The following is a 17,960-nucleotide window of genomic DNA, read 5'->3' on the forward strand; positions in this document are numbered from 1 at the left end:
GCTGCCTCGCCCGGCTGCGGTGCTCCCGTCACTTCGCGGCGGCGACCAGTGCGGACACCGGCACGGCACCGGCGAGCACCCGTCCGTCGTCCGTCAGGTACACCGACACGAGCGACGTCTGCAGCGCGCGGCCACCGTCGACCGGCTTCGTCAGCTGGTCGAGGAGTGCTGATGCGTCGGTGTCCTGGGTGGCGCGACCGGTGTCACCCGTCGGCAGCTCGACGACGGTGTCCCAGCCGGACCCGGTCACGGTCGGCCGGACACCGGTCCCGTCGCCGCCGTGCGCGCGACCGCCTTGCGTGTGCGGCCGGGCATCGGAGAGGTCCTTCGTCGTGACGTCCGCCCCGGCCGGCGGCGTGAAGTCGAACAGTCGGGGGTCGGGTGCGCCGTAGTCGAGGCTCGTGAAGCCGACCTGGAACGCCGGGTCGTCCTGCCCGGCCGCCGTCACGGTGACGCGGAGCGGGAGCCCGGTCTGCTGGTCCACCGCGAGCCGGACGCTGCCGACCAGGGTGTCGTCGGACCTCGGCTTCAGGGTGACCTGCCACGCGTCGTGACCGGCGACACGGACCGTCGTCGGCTCGGAGACCCGGGTGCTCGGCGTGATCGCCGCGACCGCGCGCTCGGCGGCCTGCGCCGGCGTGGTCGCGCCTGCCGTGGGAGCGTCCGGACCGGCCGGGAGCGTCAGGTGCACGGCCGTGCGCTCCTCCGAGTCCCACGTCCACACGTCGGACCCGTTGCGGACGACGTCCTGCTCGGCGAGCTGCTGCGTCAGCTGGAAGCGCTGTTCGTCCTCGCCGCCGACGTACAGGCGTGCGGTGTGCGACGCGGTGAGCAGTCCGAGGACGTCGGACGCATCGCCCTCGAGCGAGGACCCACCGCTGCCCGAGGGGAGTTCCGGCAGGCCGAGGTCGCTCGTCTGCGAGAGCGTGCCCGAGTACTGCGCGTCCCGCGACGAGGCGATGCTCGCGAGCACGTCCGCCGCGCTCGGGTCCGTGCCGGCGACCGGGTCGGCCGCCGCGTTCGCGATGACGGGCGCGGCGATCGCTCCGGCCACGACGACCGGGGCGATCGCGGCGGGCAGCCAGGCTGACTTCTTCATCGGGTCCCCTTCGGTGGTGCGGTGGGTGCACGAGCGGCGTCACCGTGGAGCGTCGGGTGCGCGAGCACCGTACGTCGCGCACCCGACAACGCGCTGGGGATCCGCGGACCCGGCAGCGCGCTGGGGATCCGCGGACTCAGCGGCCGCGTGCCCCCGCGGCGTCGGTGCCGACCGGCACCGAGCCGTCGTAGCCGCAGATCGCCGCGACCTTCTCGGCGCTCGCGCTCGTCGAGTCGAACTCGTACCCGAGCCACTCCTTCGCGAGCCGCCGTGCGAGCTCGAGCCCGATCACGCGCTGCCCCATGCAGAGCACCTGCGCGTCGTTCGACAGGACCGAGCGCTCGACGCTGAACGAGTCGTGCGCGGTGACCGCCCGGATGCCCGGGACCTTGTTCGCGCTGATCGCCACCCCGAGCCCGGTGCCGCAGACCAGGATCGCCCGGTCGGCCTCGCCGTCCGCGACCATCCGCGCCGCGTCCACCGCCACGTGCGGGTACGCCGTGTGGCCGTCGGCGTCCACCCCGACGTCGACGATGCTCGCCACGCGGTCGTCCGCCTCGAGGTCACGCTTGATGACCTCCTTGTAGTCGAAGCCCGCGTCGTCCGAGCCCACCACCAACCGGAACGTCATGCGTCCACTCCTTCGCGTCGTGCGCGGACCGCGAGCACCTCGCCGATCCGCGTGAGGACCATCCCCATCGAGGTGGCGCCCGCGTCGGGCGTCCCCACGCTCTTCTCGGCCAGCGGCCGGGCACGCCCGACCCTCGGCCGCAGGTCCGCCGTGGCCGCCGCCTGCTCGACCGCGACCTCGGCCGCCGCCCGCCAGGCGTCCGCCGTGTCGGCGCCCTCGTCGATCCGGGACCGCAGCTCGTCGACGAACGGCAGCAGGGCGTCGAGCAGGGTCTTGTCACCGCGGGACGCACCGCCGAGGTGGACGATCGAGTCCGCGAAGGCCTGGGCGGCCGCGACGACGTCGGGCGCGTCCACGTGCTCGGTGTCGTCGCCGAGCGCACGGCCGAACGCCTCCATCGCCGCACCCCACAGCACACCGGAGGTGCCGCCGGCCGACGCGGCCCACGCCTCGCCGGCACGGCCGAGGACGAAGGCGACCCCGGCCTCCCGGTCGGTCTGCTCGACGGCGCGACGGGCCGCACCGATGCCCTTCACCATGCCGCGGCCGTGGTCGCCGTCACCGGCGACCGCGTCGATGCGGCCCAGCGTCTCCTCCTGCTCGCGGAGCAGGACGTCCATCGCCTCGACGGCGGCGCGCGCGGTCTCGGCGGCCCGCCGGGAGGCGCCGGTCGCCTCCGGCACGACCGTCGCCTCCGCGGCGGCCTCGGTGACGGCCGTGGCCGGCACGAGCGCGGCGACCGGTGCGGCGACCTTGCGGTACGCCGGCGTGTAGGCATCGGCGCGCCAGTGGCGTTCGAGCTCGTCGTCGAGGAACTGCAGCGTCAGCGAGCACCCGCCCATGTCGAGGCTCGTGACCAGTTCGCCGACCTCGGGCTCGACGACCTCGAGCCCCGCGTCCTCGAGGAGGGGCAGCACCCGGCCCCAGAGCAGGAAGAGCTCCTCGTACTTCGTGTCGCCCAGGCCGTTGAGGATCGGCGCGACCCGCGGTCCGGCGCCCTCGGGTCGTTCGGTCAGCAGACGCTCGACGAGCAGCGCGGCGAGCTCCCGCGCCGGCAGCACCGGGACGTCCTGGATGCCGGGTTCGCCGTGGATGCCGAGCCCGAGCCCGAGGTGGCGGTCGGGGACCGAGAAGAGCGGCTCGGTGGCGCCGGGCATGGTGCAGCCGGAGAACGCGACGCCGATCGTGCGGGTGACGGCGTTCGCGGCGGTGCCGACGCGCTCGACCTCGTCCAGGTCGGCGCCGGCGGCAGCAGCGGCACCCATCGCCTTGAAGACCGAGAAGTCGCCGGCGATGCCGCGACGCTTCGTGACCTCGTCCGCGCTCGCGACGTCGTCGGTCACGACGACGATCCGGGTGTCGATGCCCTCGGCGCGGAGCCGCTCGGCGGCGAGTCCGAAGTTCATGGTGTCGCCGGCGTAGTTGCCGAAGGACAGCACGACACCGCGGCCCTGGTCGGCGGCCTTGGCGACCGAGTAGACCTGCGCCGCCGAGGGCGAGGTGAAGACGTTGCCGACGACGGCTCCGGTGGCGAAGCCCGGACCGACGACGCCGCAGAACGCGGGGTAGTGGCCGGAGCCGCCGCCGACGACGACGGCGACCTGGCGCTCGGCGCCCTCCGTCGGGAGTGCGACGACGCCGCCGTGCACACCGCGGACGCGGTCGGCGTACAGGGCGAGCCAGCCGGCGAGCTGGTCCTCGGCGAAGTCCTCGGGGTCGTCGTGGATGGTGGTCATGGGGTTCGTTCCTGTCGTGCGGTGGACCGGGGTCCGGTGGATGGGGTCAGGATCGGGTCGGACGACCGGGTGCGTCGGTCGGGTGCTGCGGTCGGGTCGTGTCGGGGGACCGGGCGGCGGTGGGACGGCCACCGCCGCCCGGAGTCGGGTCGACGTGCGTCAGCGGGTGCCGCGGTGCGGGCGCCCCTGCGGCACGTCGAGGAAGTGGATCATCACGAACGCGCAGGCGTAGAGGCCGACGAACGTCCACGTGACCGCCTGGCCGCCACCGCCGAGTGCGAAGACCGCGGCGACGACGCCGGTGCCGAGGAACGCTGCGCCCCCGGCGGCCGTGGTGTACATCGCCATCGCAGCACCCTTGTGCTCCGGGGCGAGCGCCGGCATGATCGCGCCCATCGGGACGAAGCCCGCGAGCAGGCACCCGAACACGCAGCCGGCGACGACCGAGAGCACGTAGCCCCAGTCGGACCCGGCGGGCACCAGCTGCGGCACGTACCACCAGGCCACGAGCCCGGTCGCGGAGCCGACGATGCCGAACCACTTGACGGTGCGCTGCCAGCCGATGCGGTCGCCGACCCAGCCGAACAGCGCGTTCACCAGGATGTTCGTCGCGTAGACGCAGACGGTCATGAGCAGCCAGCGGCTCTGGCCCCAGCCGCGGTCGTTCGCGATCACGGCGGGCAGCACGACGAACATGCCGAACTCGGGTGCGGTGTTGATCAGGCGGACGAGGAAACCCATCAGGATCTTCGGTCGCGTGGCGGTGAGCCGGATGCCGCTCGTCAGGACCCGCCAGGCGCTCTCGCCGTCCGGCGCGATCCGCGAGAACCCGTTGGGCAGGCGGACACCGAACAGCATGATGAGGAACCCGGCGACCACGAGGCCGATCGAGGCGATCATCGCGCCCGTCTCACCGATCGTCCCGCCACCGAACACCGGGATCGCCCCGATGGCGAACAGGGAGCCGAGCGTCGGCAGGCCACCGGTGAAGGCGACGTAGAACCAGCCGACCGCCGCGCCGTTGCGCTCGACGGGCGTGGTGATGTTCACCCACACCAGGAAGGCGAACGCGAAGAGCGGGTAGCCGAAGCCGCGCAGGGCGTAGGCGACGGCGGCGAAGGGCACGCTCTCGACGTTCAGCGCCAGCAGGAACAGCACCTCGAAGACCACCCAGACGGCGAACCCGAGGATCATCACCCGGCGCGGCCCGACCAGGTCGGAGAGGGCGCCGGACACGTAGCTGCCGATGAGTGCGGCGAGGCTGTAGAACGTCACGATCGTGGCGACGGTGGCCTCGGGGCTGCCGAGGACCGCGACCATGTGCGGCGTGATGAAGTTCGACTCGACGCCGTTGCCGGTCATGAAGACGAGCACGGCGACGAAGCCGAGGGCGAGCGGGCGGGGGATGCCCATCCGGTCGAGTCGGCCCTCGGGGCGGGCGGCGGTGGTCGTGGGCGCGGTCGTGGTGCGCGCGGTCGTCGTCGACATCGCGGGACTCCTCGGCGCTCAGGCCCGCGTGGCGGACGCGGTCGGGGCGGACGTGGTGGGCGTCGAGAGCGACGGGATGATCGACACCTTCACCGACGCACCGGCGGAGTCGCCGACCAGGTCGAGGGCCTGCTGGAAGTCCTCGAGCGGGAACTGGTGCGTGCAGATCTCGTCCATCGGCAGCGTGCCGGACTCGAGCAGCTTGATCGCCGCCGGCCAGGTGTGCGGGCCGAGGTGGGCGCCGCGGACGTCGAGCTCCTTGTCGTCGGAGATGATCGACCAGTCGACCGAGACGGCGTCCTTGAAGACCGAGTACTCCACGAACCTGCCGAGCTTGCGGAGCAGGTTCAGGCCCTGGGGCACCGCGGAGGGGTGTCCGGTGGCCTCGATGTAGACGTCGGCGCCGTAGCCGTCGGTGAGCTCCTTGACCCGGGCGACGGCGTCCTCCTGCGCGATGTTGATCGTCAGGTCTGCACCGACCTTGCGGGCGAGCGCGAGCTTGTCGTCGACGACGTCGAGCGCGATGATCCGCAGCGGGTTCTTCTGACGGGCACCGGCGATGGCGGACAGGCCGATCGGGCCGGCGCCGGCGATCACCACGGTGTCGCCGAACCTGATCTCGCCGCGCTCGACGGCGTGGAAGGCGCAGGAGAGCGGCTCGGCGAAGGCGGCGACCTGGCCCGGCAACGCGCGGTCGACCGGGTGCGTCAGGGCCTTCGCCGGGACGAGCACGTACTCGGCCATCGCACCGTCGAAGCCCTTGAACCCGAACATGTCGTGGACGGCGCACATCCAGTAGGCGCCCTCGAGGCAGTAGCGGCACTCCCAGCACGGGACGATCTGCTCGCACGCGATCCGGTCGCCGAGCATCACACCGCGCTTCGCGAGCGCGGCGTCGTCACCCGCGACGATCGTCCCGACGAACTCGTGGCCGGGGATCCGATCGGCCTCCGCCCACGCCGGCCGGTTCTCGTCGCCCCAGAACTTCGCGGCGCCGTGGTAGCACTTCAGGTCGCTCGCGCAGATGCCGACGGCGTCGGTGCGGAGCAGCAGTTCGCCAGGGCCGGGCTGCGGCACCGGGCGTTCCTCGAGCCGGTAGTCACCGGGCCCGTGCACCACGACGGCGCGCATCGTGGTCGGGATCTCGAGGTGCGCGTCACCCTGCGCCGGGGTCTCGGTCGTCGTCGTCGACATGTGCTGGTCCTCCGTTGGTCAGCCGGGCGGGGCGCCCGTTCCGATGGTTCGGCGACGACTGTACACCTGTCGGAACAGATGTCCAGAACACAATTTCTGCTATCGTTCCGACACCACCTCGATCCATCGCAAGGGAGCGACCATGACCGACGCCGTCGACAGCGCCACCGCCACCGGAACCGGGACCGCCGACGTCCCCGACTTCGCCGCGGCACTGCGTCCGGGGCCCGGGACCGTCGACCTGACGAACGACCTGACCGGCCGGACCGCGGTCGTGACGGGCGGCGCGTCCGGCATCGGGAACGCCATCGCGCACGCCTTCGCCTCCCGCGGTGCCCGCGTCGCCATCGTCGACGTCCGTGCGGACCCCTCGGCGGCGGCCGCCGCCGAGCTGCCCGCCGTCACGGCCGGGGAGCACCTCGGCCTCGCGTGCGACGTCACCGACGACGGCTCCGTCGCGGCCGCGGTCCAGCAGGTCGTCGACGCCGCGGGGTCGATCGAGGTGCTCGTGAACTGCGCGGGCATCGTCGCGCTCGACGCCGCCGAGGACCTCGACGCCGGGGCGTGGGCGCGCACCCTCGACGTCAACCTGACCGGGACCTTCCGCCTCGCGCAGGCCGTCGGGCGGCACATGCTCGCCGCCGGCACCGGACGCATCGTGAACATCGCGTCGCAGGCGGCCCACGTCGGCCTCGACCGGCACGCCGCCTACTGTGCGTCGAAGGCCGGCGTCCTCGGCCTGACCCGCGTGCTCGCGCTCGAGTGGGGCGGTCGCGGTGTCACGGTCAACACCGTCTCGCCGACGGTCGTGCTCACCGACCTGGGTCGTGCGGCCTGGGCGAACGAGGCGGGCATCCGGCACCAGGACGAGATCCCGACCGGCCGCTTCGCGACCCCCGCCGAGATCGCTGCCGCGGTGCTGTTCCTGGCGAGCGACGGTGCCGCGATGGTGAACGGCGCCGACCTCCGCGTGGACGGCGGGTTCACGATCCGGTGACCCTCGGTCGGACTACGATCCGAGTGTCCGACCGATCCGAAGGGTGCCGCAGCATGTCCTCCGAGAGCACCACCGGCACCGAGGGGTCGCGGGCCCGTTTCCCGCTGGACACCGTCTACCAGGCGGCCCGGATGTACTACCTCGAGGACGCCACGCAGGTCGAGATCGCCTCCCGCCTCGGGGTCTCCCGACCCACGGTGAGCCGACTGGTCGCCGAGGCGCGCCGCGCCGGCCTCGTCCGGATCGACGTCGTGGACCCCTTCCAGGACGAGACCGTCGCGCTCGCCGAACGGCTGCAGGTCGTGCTCGGGCTGCGCGCCGTGCACCTGGCGGCCGTGACGCACCAGGCGACGCTCGGCGCCGACCTGGCCGCCCCGATCGCGACCGCGGTCGAGGGGATGGGGCTCACCCCGGGCGACGCGGTCCTGGTGTCGTCCGGGCGGACGGTCTACGACGTCGCGCAGACGGGGATGCCGCCGCTCGCGGGCGTGCAGCTCGTCCCCACCGTCGGCGGGCAGGCGGACCCGATGCCCTGGTTCCAGACGAACGAGATCACCCGCACGGCCGCGGAGCACTCCGGCGCGATCCCGGCGTTCCTGTTCGCGCAGGCCCTGCCGTCGGCCGCGATGCGGGCCTCGCTCGACGAGGACCCCGCCTTCCAGCACGTCATCGGCCTGTGGGGGCGGGCGAAGGGTGCGATCCTCGGCGTCGGCGCACCGACCCCCACACGCGATGCCCTCGCGCGGGGGATCCCGGTCGAGGACGCCGTGTTCGACCAGGCCGCCGGTGACGTCTGCCTCAACTTCTTCGCCGCCGACGGGTCCCCGATCGAGTTCCCCGGCAGTGAGCGCATGGTCCGGACCTCCCGCGAGGTCCTCGCCGGTGTCCCGCACGCGGTCGGCGTCGCCGTCGGATCGGCGAAGGTGCCGAGCATCATCGGTGCCGTCCGTGCCGGCATGATCAACGAATTGGTGACCGACGCCGCGACCGCGCGCGCCCTGCTCGACGCACTCGCCTGAGTCGCGAGGCGACCAGGGGCGGACGGGAGGCGCGGTGCGGGCCGGCACCGCGCCTCCCGTCCGTCACCCCGTGCGGAGGGCGGTTCGGCGCACGTCCCACAGGTGGTGCACCGGGTCGTGCGCGTAGTAGGTCGCGAGGGTCGTGACCGTGAAGGCGCTGCCGTCCGAGCGCCGCCCCGTCCGTCCGACGGCGCCGTCGGGGACGGCGGCGAACGCGGCCGCCGCGTCACGGGCCGCATCGGTGAGCTCCCGGGCGACGACCGCGGGGTCCTGCTCGCCGTAGCGGTCCTGGACGGCGGTGGCGTCCTGGTCCCAGTTCGGGAAGGCCGGGTCGTCCTCGGCGAGCACGAGCCGGAGCCGTTCCGTCATCTTCCGGTGGACGTCGCGGACGTGCGCGCCGTACTCCAGTGGCGACCAAGTGCGGTCGTCGGGGCGCTTCCGGACGTCCGGACGGGCGAGCTGTTCCGGCCAGGCGGCAGCGTTCTCGGCGATGACCGACGGGACGTCGCGGAACGCCAGGGTCGCCCCATCGAAGCCGCAGTCGGGGCATGCGGTCCCGATCACCCAGGTCCAGTTCTTCGTGTCCGGTTCGATCGCCACGGGGCAGACGTTACCGCGTCGTGACCTCCGGGCCGATCGGCATCGTCGTGCGGATCGGGCGTGACCCCCGTCCGGGTGACACGCCGGTACCTGTGAATCCCCGGCCAGTGACATGTCGGTCGCTCGGTACCGTTGCTGGCTGTTCCGGGCCGGTACCGATCGGCCCGTCCCCACCACGAGGAGATCGCGTATGGGTTCCGACCCCAGCAGTACCACCACCCGACCGCCCCGACGTCTGCGGGTCAGCGACGTCACGGTGGTCGACAAGAGCATGATGCGCCGGGCCGTCAGCGGGATGGTCGTCGGCAACACGATGGAGTGGTACGACGTCGGGGTCTACGGCTACCTGGCGGTCACGATGGGCAAGGTGTTCCTGCCCACGGCCGAACCGTCGGTGCAGATCCTCTTCAGCCTCGGGGTGTTCGCGGCGACCTACGTCGCGCGACCCCTGGGCGGCATCGTGTTCGGGCGGCTGGGCGACCGGCTGGGACGGCAGAAGGTGCTCGCCACGACGCTGATCCTGATGGCGTCGTCGACGTTCCTGATCGGGGTGCTGCCGGCATGGTCGACCATCGGCGCGGTCGCCCCGGTCGTGCTCGTCGTGCTGAAGCTCGCGCAGGGCTTCTCGACCGGTGGCGAGTACGCCGGTGCCACCACCTTCGTGACCGAGTACGCACCCGACCGTCGACGCGGCTTCTTCGCGAGCATCCTCGACTTCGGCAGCTACATGGGCTTCGCGCTCGGCGCCACCGTGGTGACCGTGCTGCAGGTGACGCTCGGCGAGGAGACCATGACCGCGTGGGGTTGGCGGCTGCCGTTCCTGCTCGCCGGTGTGATCGGCGTGGTCGCGATCTGGTTCCGCCTGCGCATCGAGGAGTCGCCGGTCTTCCAGGCGACGCAGGCCGCACAGGAGGCCGCCACCTCGGACCGCGAGGCCGCCGAGGGTGGTCGCCCCGCCAACGTGCTCGCGATGGTGCGGGACCACTGGCGCCCCATCGTCATCGCGATCATGCTCGTCGGTGCCTCGAACACGGTCGGCTACGCGCTGACCTCGTACATGCCGACGTACCTGACCGACTCGCTCGGGTACTCGGCGATCGACGGCACGCTCCTCACCATCCCCGTGCTCGTGCTGCTCGCGGTGATGCTGCCCGTCGCCGGTCGCGTCTCCGACCGGATCGGTCGTCGCACCGTGATGTGGATCGGCGCCGGCACCACGGTCGTGCTCGCCGTCCCGGCCTTCCTGCTCATCGGCCACGGTGCGCAGTGGTCGACCCTGGCCGGACTCGGGCTGCTGGCGCTGATGACCGCGCTGTGGGTGTCGAACCAGGCGGCCTCGCTGCCCGCGCTCTTCCCGACGTCGACCCGGTACGGCGGCATGGGTTTCGCCTACAACATCGCCATCGCGGTGTTCGGCGGGACGACGCCGCTCATCGTGCAGGCGCTCCTGACCGCGACCGGCGACCAGCTCGCGCCCGCGTACTTCCTCGTGGCGATGAGCATCGTCGGGGCGATCGGCGTGTTCTGCATGCGGGAGTCGTCGCAGCGGCCGCTCCCGGGGTCGATGCCCGCGGTGGAGTCCGAGGCCGAGGCGCGCGAGCTCGTGCTCACGCAGGACACGAACCCGAACCTCGACCTGGGCGACCTGCCCTTCGCGGCGCACGACGGGATCGCGGAGACCGCCCGGCGCTGAGGGCGTGCAGCGCCGGTCGTCCGGGGCACGGCGCGCGGGGCGTCGGTCGTCCGGGGCGCGGGGCGCGGCGCGCGGTCTGCGACGACGCACGCGTCGATCGACGCGTGCGTCGTCGCGCACCGGTCAGTCGCGCCGGTGCTCGTGCGAGGGGTCGAGCGCCGGCCACACCGGGAACGGGTCCGGCCACCGACGCCAGACGTCCGGCCCGGCGAGCAGCTCCTCCGACGTGAGGAGCGCGCCGTCCAGTGCGCGTTCGATCGCGTGCACGTCGAGGCGCTCGCCGACGAACCAGATCGCCTGACCGACCGGTGCGTCCTCGTCCCACGACGGGTTCGCGGTCGGGTCCAGCGCGAGCATCGCGCCGAAGCTCGACCACGAGCCGACGTGGTCCGGCCGGGACGCCAGTCGGAAGAACCCCTTCGAGCGCAGGACCCGGCCGTTCGCCCCCGCCGCGAGGTCGTCCGCGATCACGTCGGCGAGTCGTCCGGGGTGGAACGGCAGCGGCTCCCGGTACCGCATCGTCACCAGGTCGTCCTGCGGGTCACGCCCCGTGTCCGCCCGGGCGGCGTCGGTCGACAGGGCGCGCATCCACCCCGCGCTGGACGCCAGGAGCCGGGCCGCCCCGCCGTTCGACGCCGGCAGGTCGCGGGCGCTGCGCACGGTGGGCGCCGCGACGATCACCGCGTGCGGTGCGATGCGGTGGAGGAGGGACACGAGGGCGCGGCGTCGTCGGCCGGACAGCGGCTCGACCCGCTCGAGCGCGATCACCGTGGCGTACTCGACGAGGGAGACCACCCGCTCGGCCGCGACGAAGGCGTCGTCCACGTCGGACCAGAGCAGGTGGGCGACGTCGTCCGCCCGGAGCACGGCGACCACGTGGCGCAGGACCCGGTCGTCGCCGGTCTCCGATCGGGCGGCGTTCGCGAGGAGCATCCCGACCGCACGGACGTCGACGTCCGGCGCGAGCGTGACGACGAGGTCGTGGTCGGCGTCCGGTCCGCACACGCGGTCGAGCCGGTCGCGCCGCGCGGCGATGCCCCTGGCCGCCGCGAGGGCATCGCCCTGGACGTGCATCCGGTGGCCGCTGCTGATCCGGCGCGCGACGCGGACGGCGTCGGCATCGTGCAGGGCGGTGACGAGGGTGGTTGCTGCAGGGCGCATGTCGAGTACCCTATATGACAACCGTTCTCAACAAGGAGGCGGTGCAGGAAGGAGACCCGTGAAGGTCCGCAACTCGCTCAAGGCGCTCAAGAAGATCCCCGGCTCGCAGATCGTGCGACGTCGCGGCCGCGTGTACGTCATCAACAAGCGGGATCCGCGGTGGAAGGCCCGCCAGGGGTAGGTCACCGGCCGTCCGTAGGGTGGGGCGCATGCGACTCCTGCTCATCCGGCACGGCCAGACCCCTGCGAACGTGGACGGCGTGCTCGACGCCGAAGTACCCGGCCCCGGGCTCACCGAGCTCGGGCAGCAGCAGGCGGATGCCCTGCCCGCCGCCCTGGCCGACCGCGGGATCGAGCGGTTGTTCGTCTCGTCGATGGTCCGCACGCAGGTCACCGCCGCGCCGCTCGCCGCTGCGCTCGGCGTGGAACCCGTCGTGCTCCCCGGGCTACGCGAGATCGAGGCCGGGGACCTGCAGGGCAGGCGCGACCGGACCTCGGTGCAGCTGTACATCTCGACCGTGCACGGCTGGTCGGCGGGGGACCGGGCGAGCCGGATGCCCGGGGCCGAGAGCGGCGAGGAGTTCTTTGCGCGCTACGACGACGCCGTGCGGCAGATCCTCGACACGGGCGTCGAGGTCGCTGCGGCGTTCAGCCACGGCGCGGCGATCCGCACGTGGGCCAGCGCGGCGGCGCAGAACACCCCGGACGAGTTCGGCACGAAGCGGCACCTCGAGAACACCGGGATCGTCGAGGTCGAGGGGTCGTTCGAGGACGGCTGGCGCCTGGTCGACTGGGAGGGCGAGCCCGTCGGAGGCGAGGACCTGATCGACCGGACGGCGCCGGACCCGACCGGCGACGCGTTCTGACGGTCGGGACGCTTCCTGAGACGCCGGCGTCGGCGCGAGACGCCTCCACCTGAGTGAGACGCCGTCGGAACCGGCGGCGTCTCGTCGCGACAGCGGTGGCTCGCCGGGACGCCGGCGTGCCGGGACGTGTGCGGTGTACGGGTGCGGAACCACACGACGGACGGGAGGCGCGGGGGCCGCGGGCCCCCCGCCCCCCGCGCCTCCCGTCCGTCAGGGGCCGCGTGGACTACGCGGGCTGCGCCGTCGTGTGCAGCGGCACGATCACGCCGTGCGACTCGCGCAGCACGTCGAGCGTGCGCTGGACCTCGTCCGCGCGCTCCTCGGTGCTCCAGCCCAGGGTGTCGGCGAGCACGTCCGCCAGCTCGTCGAGCAGGTCGATGGTGACCCCGCCGACGAAGGCCAGGTTCGTGCGACGGAGCACGACGTCGACCAGGTGCACGGCCTGCTCGTGCTCGGCGAAGTACGCGACCTCGGCACGGGTGAGCGACGGGTCGGACTCGAGCGGCTCGACCGGACCGTCGGTCAGGACGTCCACGACCTCGGCCGCACGGGTGCCGTAGCGCTCGAGCAGGCCGTCGACGAGCTGCTCGTCGAGACCGTCCCGGTGCGACTTGATCCACAGCGCACGCTGCGCGTCGGTGGTCGGGAAGTCCTTGCCGCCGCCGATCGGCATGCCCGTCGTGTCGACCTTCCGGGTGACGCCGAGCTTCGTGGTGACGTCGCTCGACAGGTGCGCGGCCAGGGCGCGGAAGGTCGTCCACTTGCCGCCGACCAGGCTCAGCACCGTGGTGCCGGGCAGCCCGGCGATCGGGGTGTCGACGATCCGGTAGTCGCGGGAGACGAAGCCCGGGGCGGTGTCCTCGTGGCGGGGGAGCGGGCGGATGCCCGAGTAGCTGTAGACGATGTGGTCGCGGGTGACCTCGATCTGCGGGAAGACGTGCTTCACCAGGCCGAAGAAGTAGTCGATCTCCTCGTCGGTCGTGGTCACCGGCTTCGACGGGTCCGCGTCGATGTCCGTCGTCCCGATGAGCACCCGGCCCTTGAGCGGGTAGATGAGGACGATGCGGCCGTCGTTGTTCTCGAAGAACAGCTCGCGGCCCCTCGTCGCCTCGAGCAGCTCGTCGTTCTTGACGACGATGTGCGAGCCCTTCGTACCGCCCATGAACTTCGTCTCGCCGCCGAACGCCTGGTTGGTCAGGTCGGTCCACGGGCCGGAGGCGTTCACGACGACGTCGGCGGTGAACACGAAGTCCTCGCCGGTCTCACGGTCGCGCAGCACCACGCCGCCGTCGCGGGTCCCGGCGGCCTCGACGTAGTTGACCGCCCGCGCGGACGCGGCGCTGCCGATGCCCTGCGCCGCGGCGAGGCCGTCCTTCAGCACGTCGAGCGCGAGGCGCTCCGGCTCGTGCACCGAGGCGTCGTAGTAGGTGCCCGTGTACTTCAGGTCCTTGTTCAGCGCCGGCATGTCCGCCAGCGCCGCCTTCTTCGTCAGGAAGCGGTGCTTCGGCACCGAGCCGCCGTCGCGCGAGAAGGAGTCGTAGATCGTCATGCCGATCTTGATGAGGGCCGCGCCACGCTCCTTGGTCGAGCGCTGCTTGTGGGTGAGCATGCGCAGCGGGGCGTTCATGATGCCGGAGAACGTCGAGAAGATCGGCATCGTCGTCTGCAGCGGCTTGACGTAGTGCGGGGCGATGCGGATGAGGCCGTTGCGCTCCTGCACGCTCTCGCGCACCAGGCGGAACTCGCCGTTCTCGAGGTACCGGATGCCACCGTGGATCATGTGGCTCGACGCGGCCGAGGCGCCGCCGGCGTAGTCGCCGCGCTCGACGAGCACGACGTCGACGCCCTGCAGGGCGAGGTCGCGGAAGGTGGCGATGCCGTTGATGCCGCCACCGACGATGAGGACCTGTGCGTTCGGGCGCTCGGTGAGCGCGCTGACCGTCTTCCGGGGCTGCGTCTTCTTCGACATGGTGCGTCGCTTCCTTGGTCGGTTCCGTGGGGACGCCTTCGATGGTGCTCCCGGGTGGGAGGGCGGGCAACTCGCGTGCACGAACGTGCAGCACACGTGTCGTCGCGGTGCGTCGGCGGCGGGACGGACGGCCGGGAGGCGCGACAGGGGTTGCAGAGGCCGTGCACGTCCGTGCATGGTGGCGTTCTACCGATCGGAGCACCATGAGCGATGCGGCTCAGCCGATGCGCACGCAGCAGGCGCTGCGCGCCGCACACCTCTACTACCTGCAGGACCTGACGATGGACGCCATCGCCGACGAGCTCGGGACCTCGCGGTCCTCGGTGTCGCGGCTGCTGAAGTACGCCAGGGACACCGGGCTCGTCGACATCCAGATCCGCTCGCCCCTCGACCAGGCGGCCGCGCTCAGCCGGAACATCCGCGCCCGGTTCGGGGTGCACGCGCACGTCGTCCCGGTGCCGGACCACACGAGCGACGTCGACCGGCTCGAGCGGGTGGCGCTGTCCGCCGCGCGCATCCTGACGCAGTACGTCGAGTCGAACATGGTGATCGGCATCTCGTGGGGTTCGACCGTCAGCGCCGTCAGCCGCTACCTCGTGCCGAAGACCACGCACGGCTCCACCGTGGTGCAGATCAACGGTGCCGCCAACACCCGGACCACGGGCATCGTCTACGCATCGGAGATCCTCCGCCGCTTCGGCGAGGCGTACGGCGCGTTCGTGCAGCAGTTCCCCGTGCCGGCGTTCTTCGACGACCCGGCGACGAAGGAGGCACTGTTCCGCGAGCGCTCGATCCGCCGGGTGCTCGACCTGCACGAACGCATGGACCTCGTCGTGTTCGGTGTCGGGGCCCCGCAGGCGCCGGTGCCCTCGCACGTGTACTCCGGCGGGTACCTCGACCCCTCCGACCGCGACGAGCTCTCCGAGGCGGGCGTCGTCGGGGACGTCTCGACCGTGTTCTACCGGGCCGACGGGTCCTGGAAGGACATCGGGGTGAACGCCCGTGCAGGAGCGCCGGACCTCGACACCATCAAGCGGGCGCCACGGCGGGTCTGCGTGGTGGCCGGCCGGTCGAAGGCCGCGTCCCTCCGGGGTGCGCTCGCCGCCGGACTGGTCACCGACCTCATCCTCGACGAGAGCGTCGGGCAGGCGATCCTGCAGCCGTGAGGCGGGACCTGTGTCACCTGCCGACCTACTTTGTCGGTGGTGCCCCGTAGGTTCTGGTGCATGGTGCCTTCTCACGAGAACCCCGACTGGGTGGAGTCCGACCGCACCACTCCGACGACCCCGGACGGTCGGTCCTTCCGGCGGATCGTGGGCACCGACGTCGACGAGGCCCTGGCGTTCTTCACGGCCGACTACGACTTCCGGACGCCCCGCGTCCGTCGAACGGGCAACCGCCCGATGTGGGACTTCGCGGGGGTGGGCGACGAGCTGCTGTCCCTGCGGTCGTCGCGCTTCCTGGTGGACCTCCGCACGGAGAGCGCCGTGGACGACAAGTTCCTGGTGGCCTGGCTCCGCGCCGGGTCCAGCACGCTGACGGTCGACGGCCGGTCGGTCGACCTCGAACCCGGGGTGCCGCTCGTGCTGCCCGACCGGTACGAGCTGCACCACCGGGACATCGGCGTCAACCTCGTCGAGCTCGACCGTGCGCACCTCCGGGCGCTCGTCGGGGACGACGCCTTCGCCTTCGACCCGCTCCGGCGCCCGACGGCCGAGGGCATGCGTGTCTGGCAGGCGGCGGTCCGCGAGCACACCCGGATCTGGCTCGGTGCCGACCAGACGCTCACGCCGGCGGCTCGACGGAGCATCGTCGACGCGTTCGCCACCGCCGCGGTCGAGGCCTTCCCGCACCGCGAGCGCTGGCAGTCGACGGTGACCGGCAACGGTCCGGAGCACGCCCGACTGCGGCTGGCGCTGGAGTACGTGCACGCCCATGCGCGGGACGCCATCGGGACCGCCGAGATCGCCGCCGCCGCCGGGCTCAGCCCTCGCGGACTGCAGCAGTCGCTCCGACGGCACCTCGACCAGACGCCGGGCGACCTGCTGCGCAGCGTGCGGCTCGACGGCGCCCGGGCGGACCTGGTCCGCGGTGATCGCGACGAGACCAGCGTGGCGGACATCGCCCGTGCGTGGGGGTTCGGGCACCTCGGCCGGTTCTCTGCGACCTACCGCGCACGCTTCGGGGAGTTGCCGAGCGAATCGCTCCGAACGCGCTGATCGGCCGGCTGCGGGAGCGGCTCCGACCGAATCTCGTGTAACCGAACGCACTTCGACCACGCAGATGTTCGGCGGAAACGCTCGTGTAACGAACCCCGACGCATCGTGGAAGGGTCCTGCACCGCCCACGAAGGAGTCCGTGATGCTGATCGGCGTCCCCACCGAAGTCAAGAACAACGAGTACCGCGTCGCGGCCACGCCGGCGGGGGTCGGCGAGCTCGCGCTGCACGGTCACCAGGTGCTGGTGCAGTCCGGCGCCGGAGCTGGATCGTCCTTCTCCGACGACGAGTACCGGGCCGCGGGCGCCACCGTCGTCGACACGGCTGCCGAGGTCTGGGAGCAGGCGGAGCTCGTCCTCAAGGTCAAGGAGCCGGTCGCCTCCGAGTACGCCTCGATCCGCCCCGGTCAGGTGCTCTTCACCTACCTGCACCTGGCGGCCGACCGTCCGCTGACCGACGCGCTCGTGGCCTCCGGGGCGACCGCCATCGCGTACGAGACCGTGCAGCTGCCGGACCGCTCGCTGCCCCTGCTGTCGCCGATGTCCGAGATCGCCGGCCGGCTGTCCGTGCAGGTCGGTGCCGACCAGCTCATGCGGACGAAGGGCGGCCGCGGGCTGCTCCTCGGCGGTGTCCCCGGGACGCCGCGCGGTCGGGTCGTCGTCATCGGCGGCGGGGTCGCGGGGGAGCACGCTGCGACGATGGCGCTCGGGCTCGGCGCCGAGGTCACGGTGTTCGACATCAGCCTGCCGCGGCTGCGCGCGCTCGACGCCCGGTTCGACGGGCGGATCACGACGCTGCGGTCGTCCTCGCACGCGATCGCCGACGCGCTGCGTGACGCGGACCTCGTCATCGGCTCGGTGTTGATCCCGGGTGCCTCGGCGCCGAAGCTCGTGACCGACGCCATGGTCGCGGACATGCGGCAGGGGTCGGTGCTCGTCGACATCGCCATCGACCAGGGCGGCTGCTTCGAGGGCTCGCGGCCGACCACCCACGACGCCCCGACGTTCCTCGTGCACGACGCCGTCTACTACTGCGTCGCGAACATGCCGGGAGCGGTACCGCGCACCAGCACGATCTCGCTGACGAACGCGACGCTGCCCTACGCCATCGCGATCGCCGACCAGGGGTGGGAGCAGGCGACCGCGGCGGACCCGGCGCTCGCGAAGGGCGTGAACGTGCACGCCGGCCAGGTCGTGAACGAGGCCGTCGCCGCCGCGCACGGCCTGGCGGCCGCCGCGCGCTGACGCGCGCCGCGCGGCGCGCGCCCGCGCGGCGCGCTGACGCGCGGC

At 72.5% G+C, this 17,960-nt stretch carries 16 protein-coding genes; 8 read left to right on the plus strand and 8 right to left on the minus strand.

The annotated features are described in order from the left end of the window. Positions 1 to 28 precede the first annotated feature (28 nt). The 5 genes from QUG98_RS05190 to QUG98_RS05210 form a co-directional block, all read right to left on the minus strand. A complete protein-coding gene (locus tag QUG98_RS05190) occupies positions 29 to 1,099 on the minus strand; it encodes a LolA family protein (RefSeq protein WP_289469548.1) in 1,071 nt (356 codons plus the stop codon). Positions 1,100 to 1,235: 136 nt separating this feature from the next. Continuing rightward, a complete protein-coding gene (locus tag QUG98_RS05195; protein ID WP_289469549.1) occupies positions 1,236 to 1,730 on the minus strand; it encodes a ribose-5-phosphate isomerase in 495 nt (164 codons plus the stop codon). Next, a complete protein-coding gene (locus QUG98_RS05200; RefSeq protein WP_289469550.1) occupies positions 1,727 to 3,466 on the minus strand; it encodes a dihydroxyacetone kinase family protein in 1,740 nt (579 codons plus the stop codon). The genes QUG98_RS05195 and QUG98_RS05200 overlap by 4 nt, the downstream gene beginning before the upstream one ends. A gap of 159 nt (positions 3,467 to 3,625) precedes the next feature. After that, a complete protein-coding gene (locus tag QUG98_RS05205; protein WP_289469551.1) occupies positions 3,626 to 4,954 on the minus strand; it encodes an MFS transporter in 1,329 nt (442 codons plus the stop codon). An 18-nt stretch (positions 4,955 to 4,972) separates the two neighbouring features. Then, positions 4,973 to 6,148, minus strand: coding sequence for a zinc-binding dehydrogenase (locus QUG98_RS05210; protein ID WP_289469552.1), 1,176 nt, complete (start codon positions 6,146 to 6,148; stop codon positions 4,973 to 4,975). Between the two features lie 142 nt (positions 6,149 to 6,290). On the opposite strand from QUG98_RS05210, the gene QUG98_RS05215 reads away from it, so the two are divergent. Together QUG98_RS05215 and QUG98_RS05220 are read left to right on the plus strand one after the other, a co-directional pair. Next, complete coding sequence (locus QUG98_RS05215) at positions 6,291 to 7,145, plus strand: GolD/DthD family dehydrogenase (RefSeq protein ID WP_289469553.1); 855 nt, start codon at positions 6,291 to 6,293, stop codon at positions 7,143 to 7,145. Between the two features lie 53 nt (positions 7,146 to 7,198). Continuing rightward, positions 7,199 to 8,164 (plus strand): sugar-binding transcriptional regulator, encoded by a 966-nt coding sequence (locus QUG98_RS05220; protein WP_289469554.1) that lies wholly within the window; start codon positions 7,199 to 7,201, stop codon positions 8,162 to 8,164. A gap of 63 nt (positions 8,165 to 8,227) precedes the next feature. Here QUG98_RS05220 and QUG98_RS05225 read toward each other — a convergent pair whose 3' ends face one another. Then, positions 8,228 to 8,764, minus strand: a complete 537-nt coding sequence (locus tag QUG98_RS05225; protein ID WP_289469555.1) for a DinB family protein — start codon at positions 8,762 to 8,764, stop codon at positions 8,228 to 8,230. A gap of 190 nt (positions 8,765 to 8,954) precedes the next feature. Here QUG98_RS05225 and QUG98_RS05230 point away from each other — a divergent pair, with 190 nt between their 5' ends. Beyond that, positions 8,955 to 10,457 (plus strand): MFS transporter, encoded by a 1,503-nt coding sequence (locus QUG98_RS05230; RefSeq protein WP_289469556.1) that lies wholly within the window; start codon positions 8,955 to 8,957, stop codon positions 10,455 to 10,457. 123 nt (positions 10,458 to 10,580) lie between these two features. Here QUG98_RS05230 and QUG98_RS05235 read toward each other — a convergent pair whose 3' ends face one another. After that, positions 10,581 to 11,618, minus strand: coding sequence for a GTP-binding protein (locus tag QUG98_RS05235; RefSeq protein WP_289469557.1), 1,038 nt, complete (start codon positions 11,616 to 11,618; stop codon positions 10,581 to 10,583). 58 nt (positions 11,619 to 11,676) lie between these two features. Between QUG98_RS05235 and ykgO the strand changes: the two genes are divergently transcribed. Both ykgO and QUG98_RS05245 read left to right on the plus strand, forming a co-directional pair. Continuing rightward, on the plus strand, positions 11,677 to 11,799 hold the full coding sequence (gene ykgO, locus QUG98_RS05240) for a type B 50S ribosomal protein L36 (protein WP_058743312.1): 123 nt from the start codon (positions 11,677 to 11,679) through the stop codon (positions 11,797 to 11,799). A 28-nt stretch (positions 11,800 to 11,827) separates the two neighbouring features. Beyond that, the gene (locus QUG98_RS05245; RefSeq protein ID WP_289469558.1) at positions 11,828 to 12,484 is read left to right on the plus strand and encodes a histidine phosphatase family protein; all 657 of its coding nucleotides are present in this window, start codon (positions 11,828 to 11,830) and stop codon (positions 12,482 to 12,484) included. Positions 12,485 to 12,710: 226 nt separating this feature from the next. Here QUG98_RS05245 and QUG98_RS05250 read toward each other — a convergent pair whose 3' ends face one another. After that, a complete protein-coding gene (locus QUG98_RS05250) occupies positions 12,711 to 14,453 on the minus strand; it encodes a glycerol-3-phosphate dehydrogenase/oxidase (protein WP_289469559.1) in 1,743 nt (580 codons plus the stop codon). A 203-nt stretch (positions 14,454 to 14,656) separates the two neighbouring features. Here QUG98_RS05250 and QUG98_RS05255 point away from each other — a divergent pair, with 203 nt between their 5' ends. The 3 genes from QUG98_RS05255 (at position 14,657) to ald (ending at position 17,915) form a co-directional block, all read left to right on the plus strand. Continuing rightward, positions 14,657 to 15,619 carry a sugar-binding transcriptional regulator gene (locus QUG98_RS05255; protein ID WP_289469560.1) on the plus strand — a complete coding sequence of 321 codons (963 nt, stop codon included), beginning with the start codon at positions 14,657 to 14,659 and terminating at the stop codon, positions 15,617 to 15,619. 60 nt (positions 15,620 to 15,679) lie between these two features. Further along, positions 15,680 to 16,672, plus strand: coding sequence for a helix-turn-helix transcriptional regulator (locus tag QUG98_RS05260; RefSeq protein ID WP_289469561.1), 993 nt, complete (start codon positions 15,680 to 15,682; stop codon positions 16,670 to 16,672). 142 nt (positions 16,673 to 16,814) lie between these two features. After that, complete coding sequence (ald, locus tag QUG98_RS05265; RefSeq protein WP_289469562.1) at positions 16,815 to 17,915, plus strand: alanine dehydrogenase; 1,101 nt, start codon at positions 16,815 to 16,817, stop codon at positions 17,913 to 17,915. The last annotated feature ends 45 nt before the right edge of the window (positions 17,916 to 17,960 follow it).

The organism is Curtobacterium subtropicum, from assembly GCF_030362975.1.
GTDB lineage: Bacteria > Actinomycetota > Actinomycetes > Actinomycetales > Microbacteriaceae > Curtobacterium > Curtobacterium subtropicum.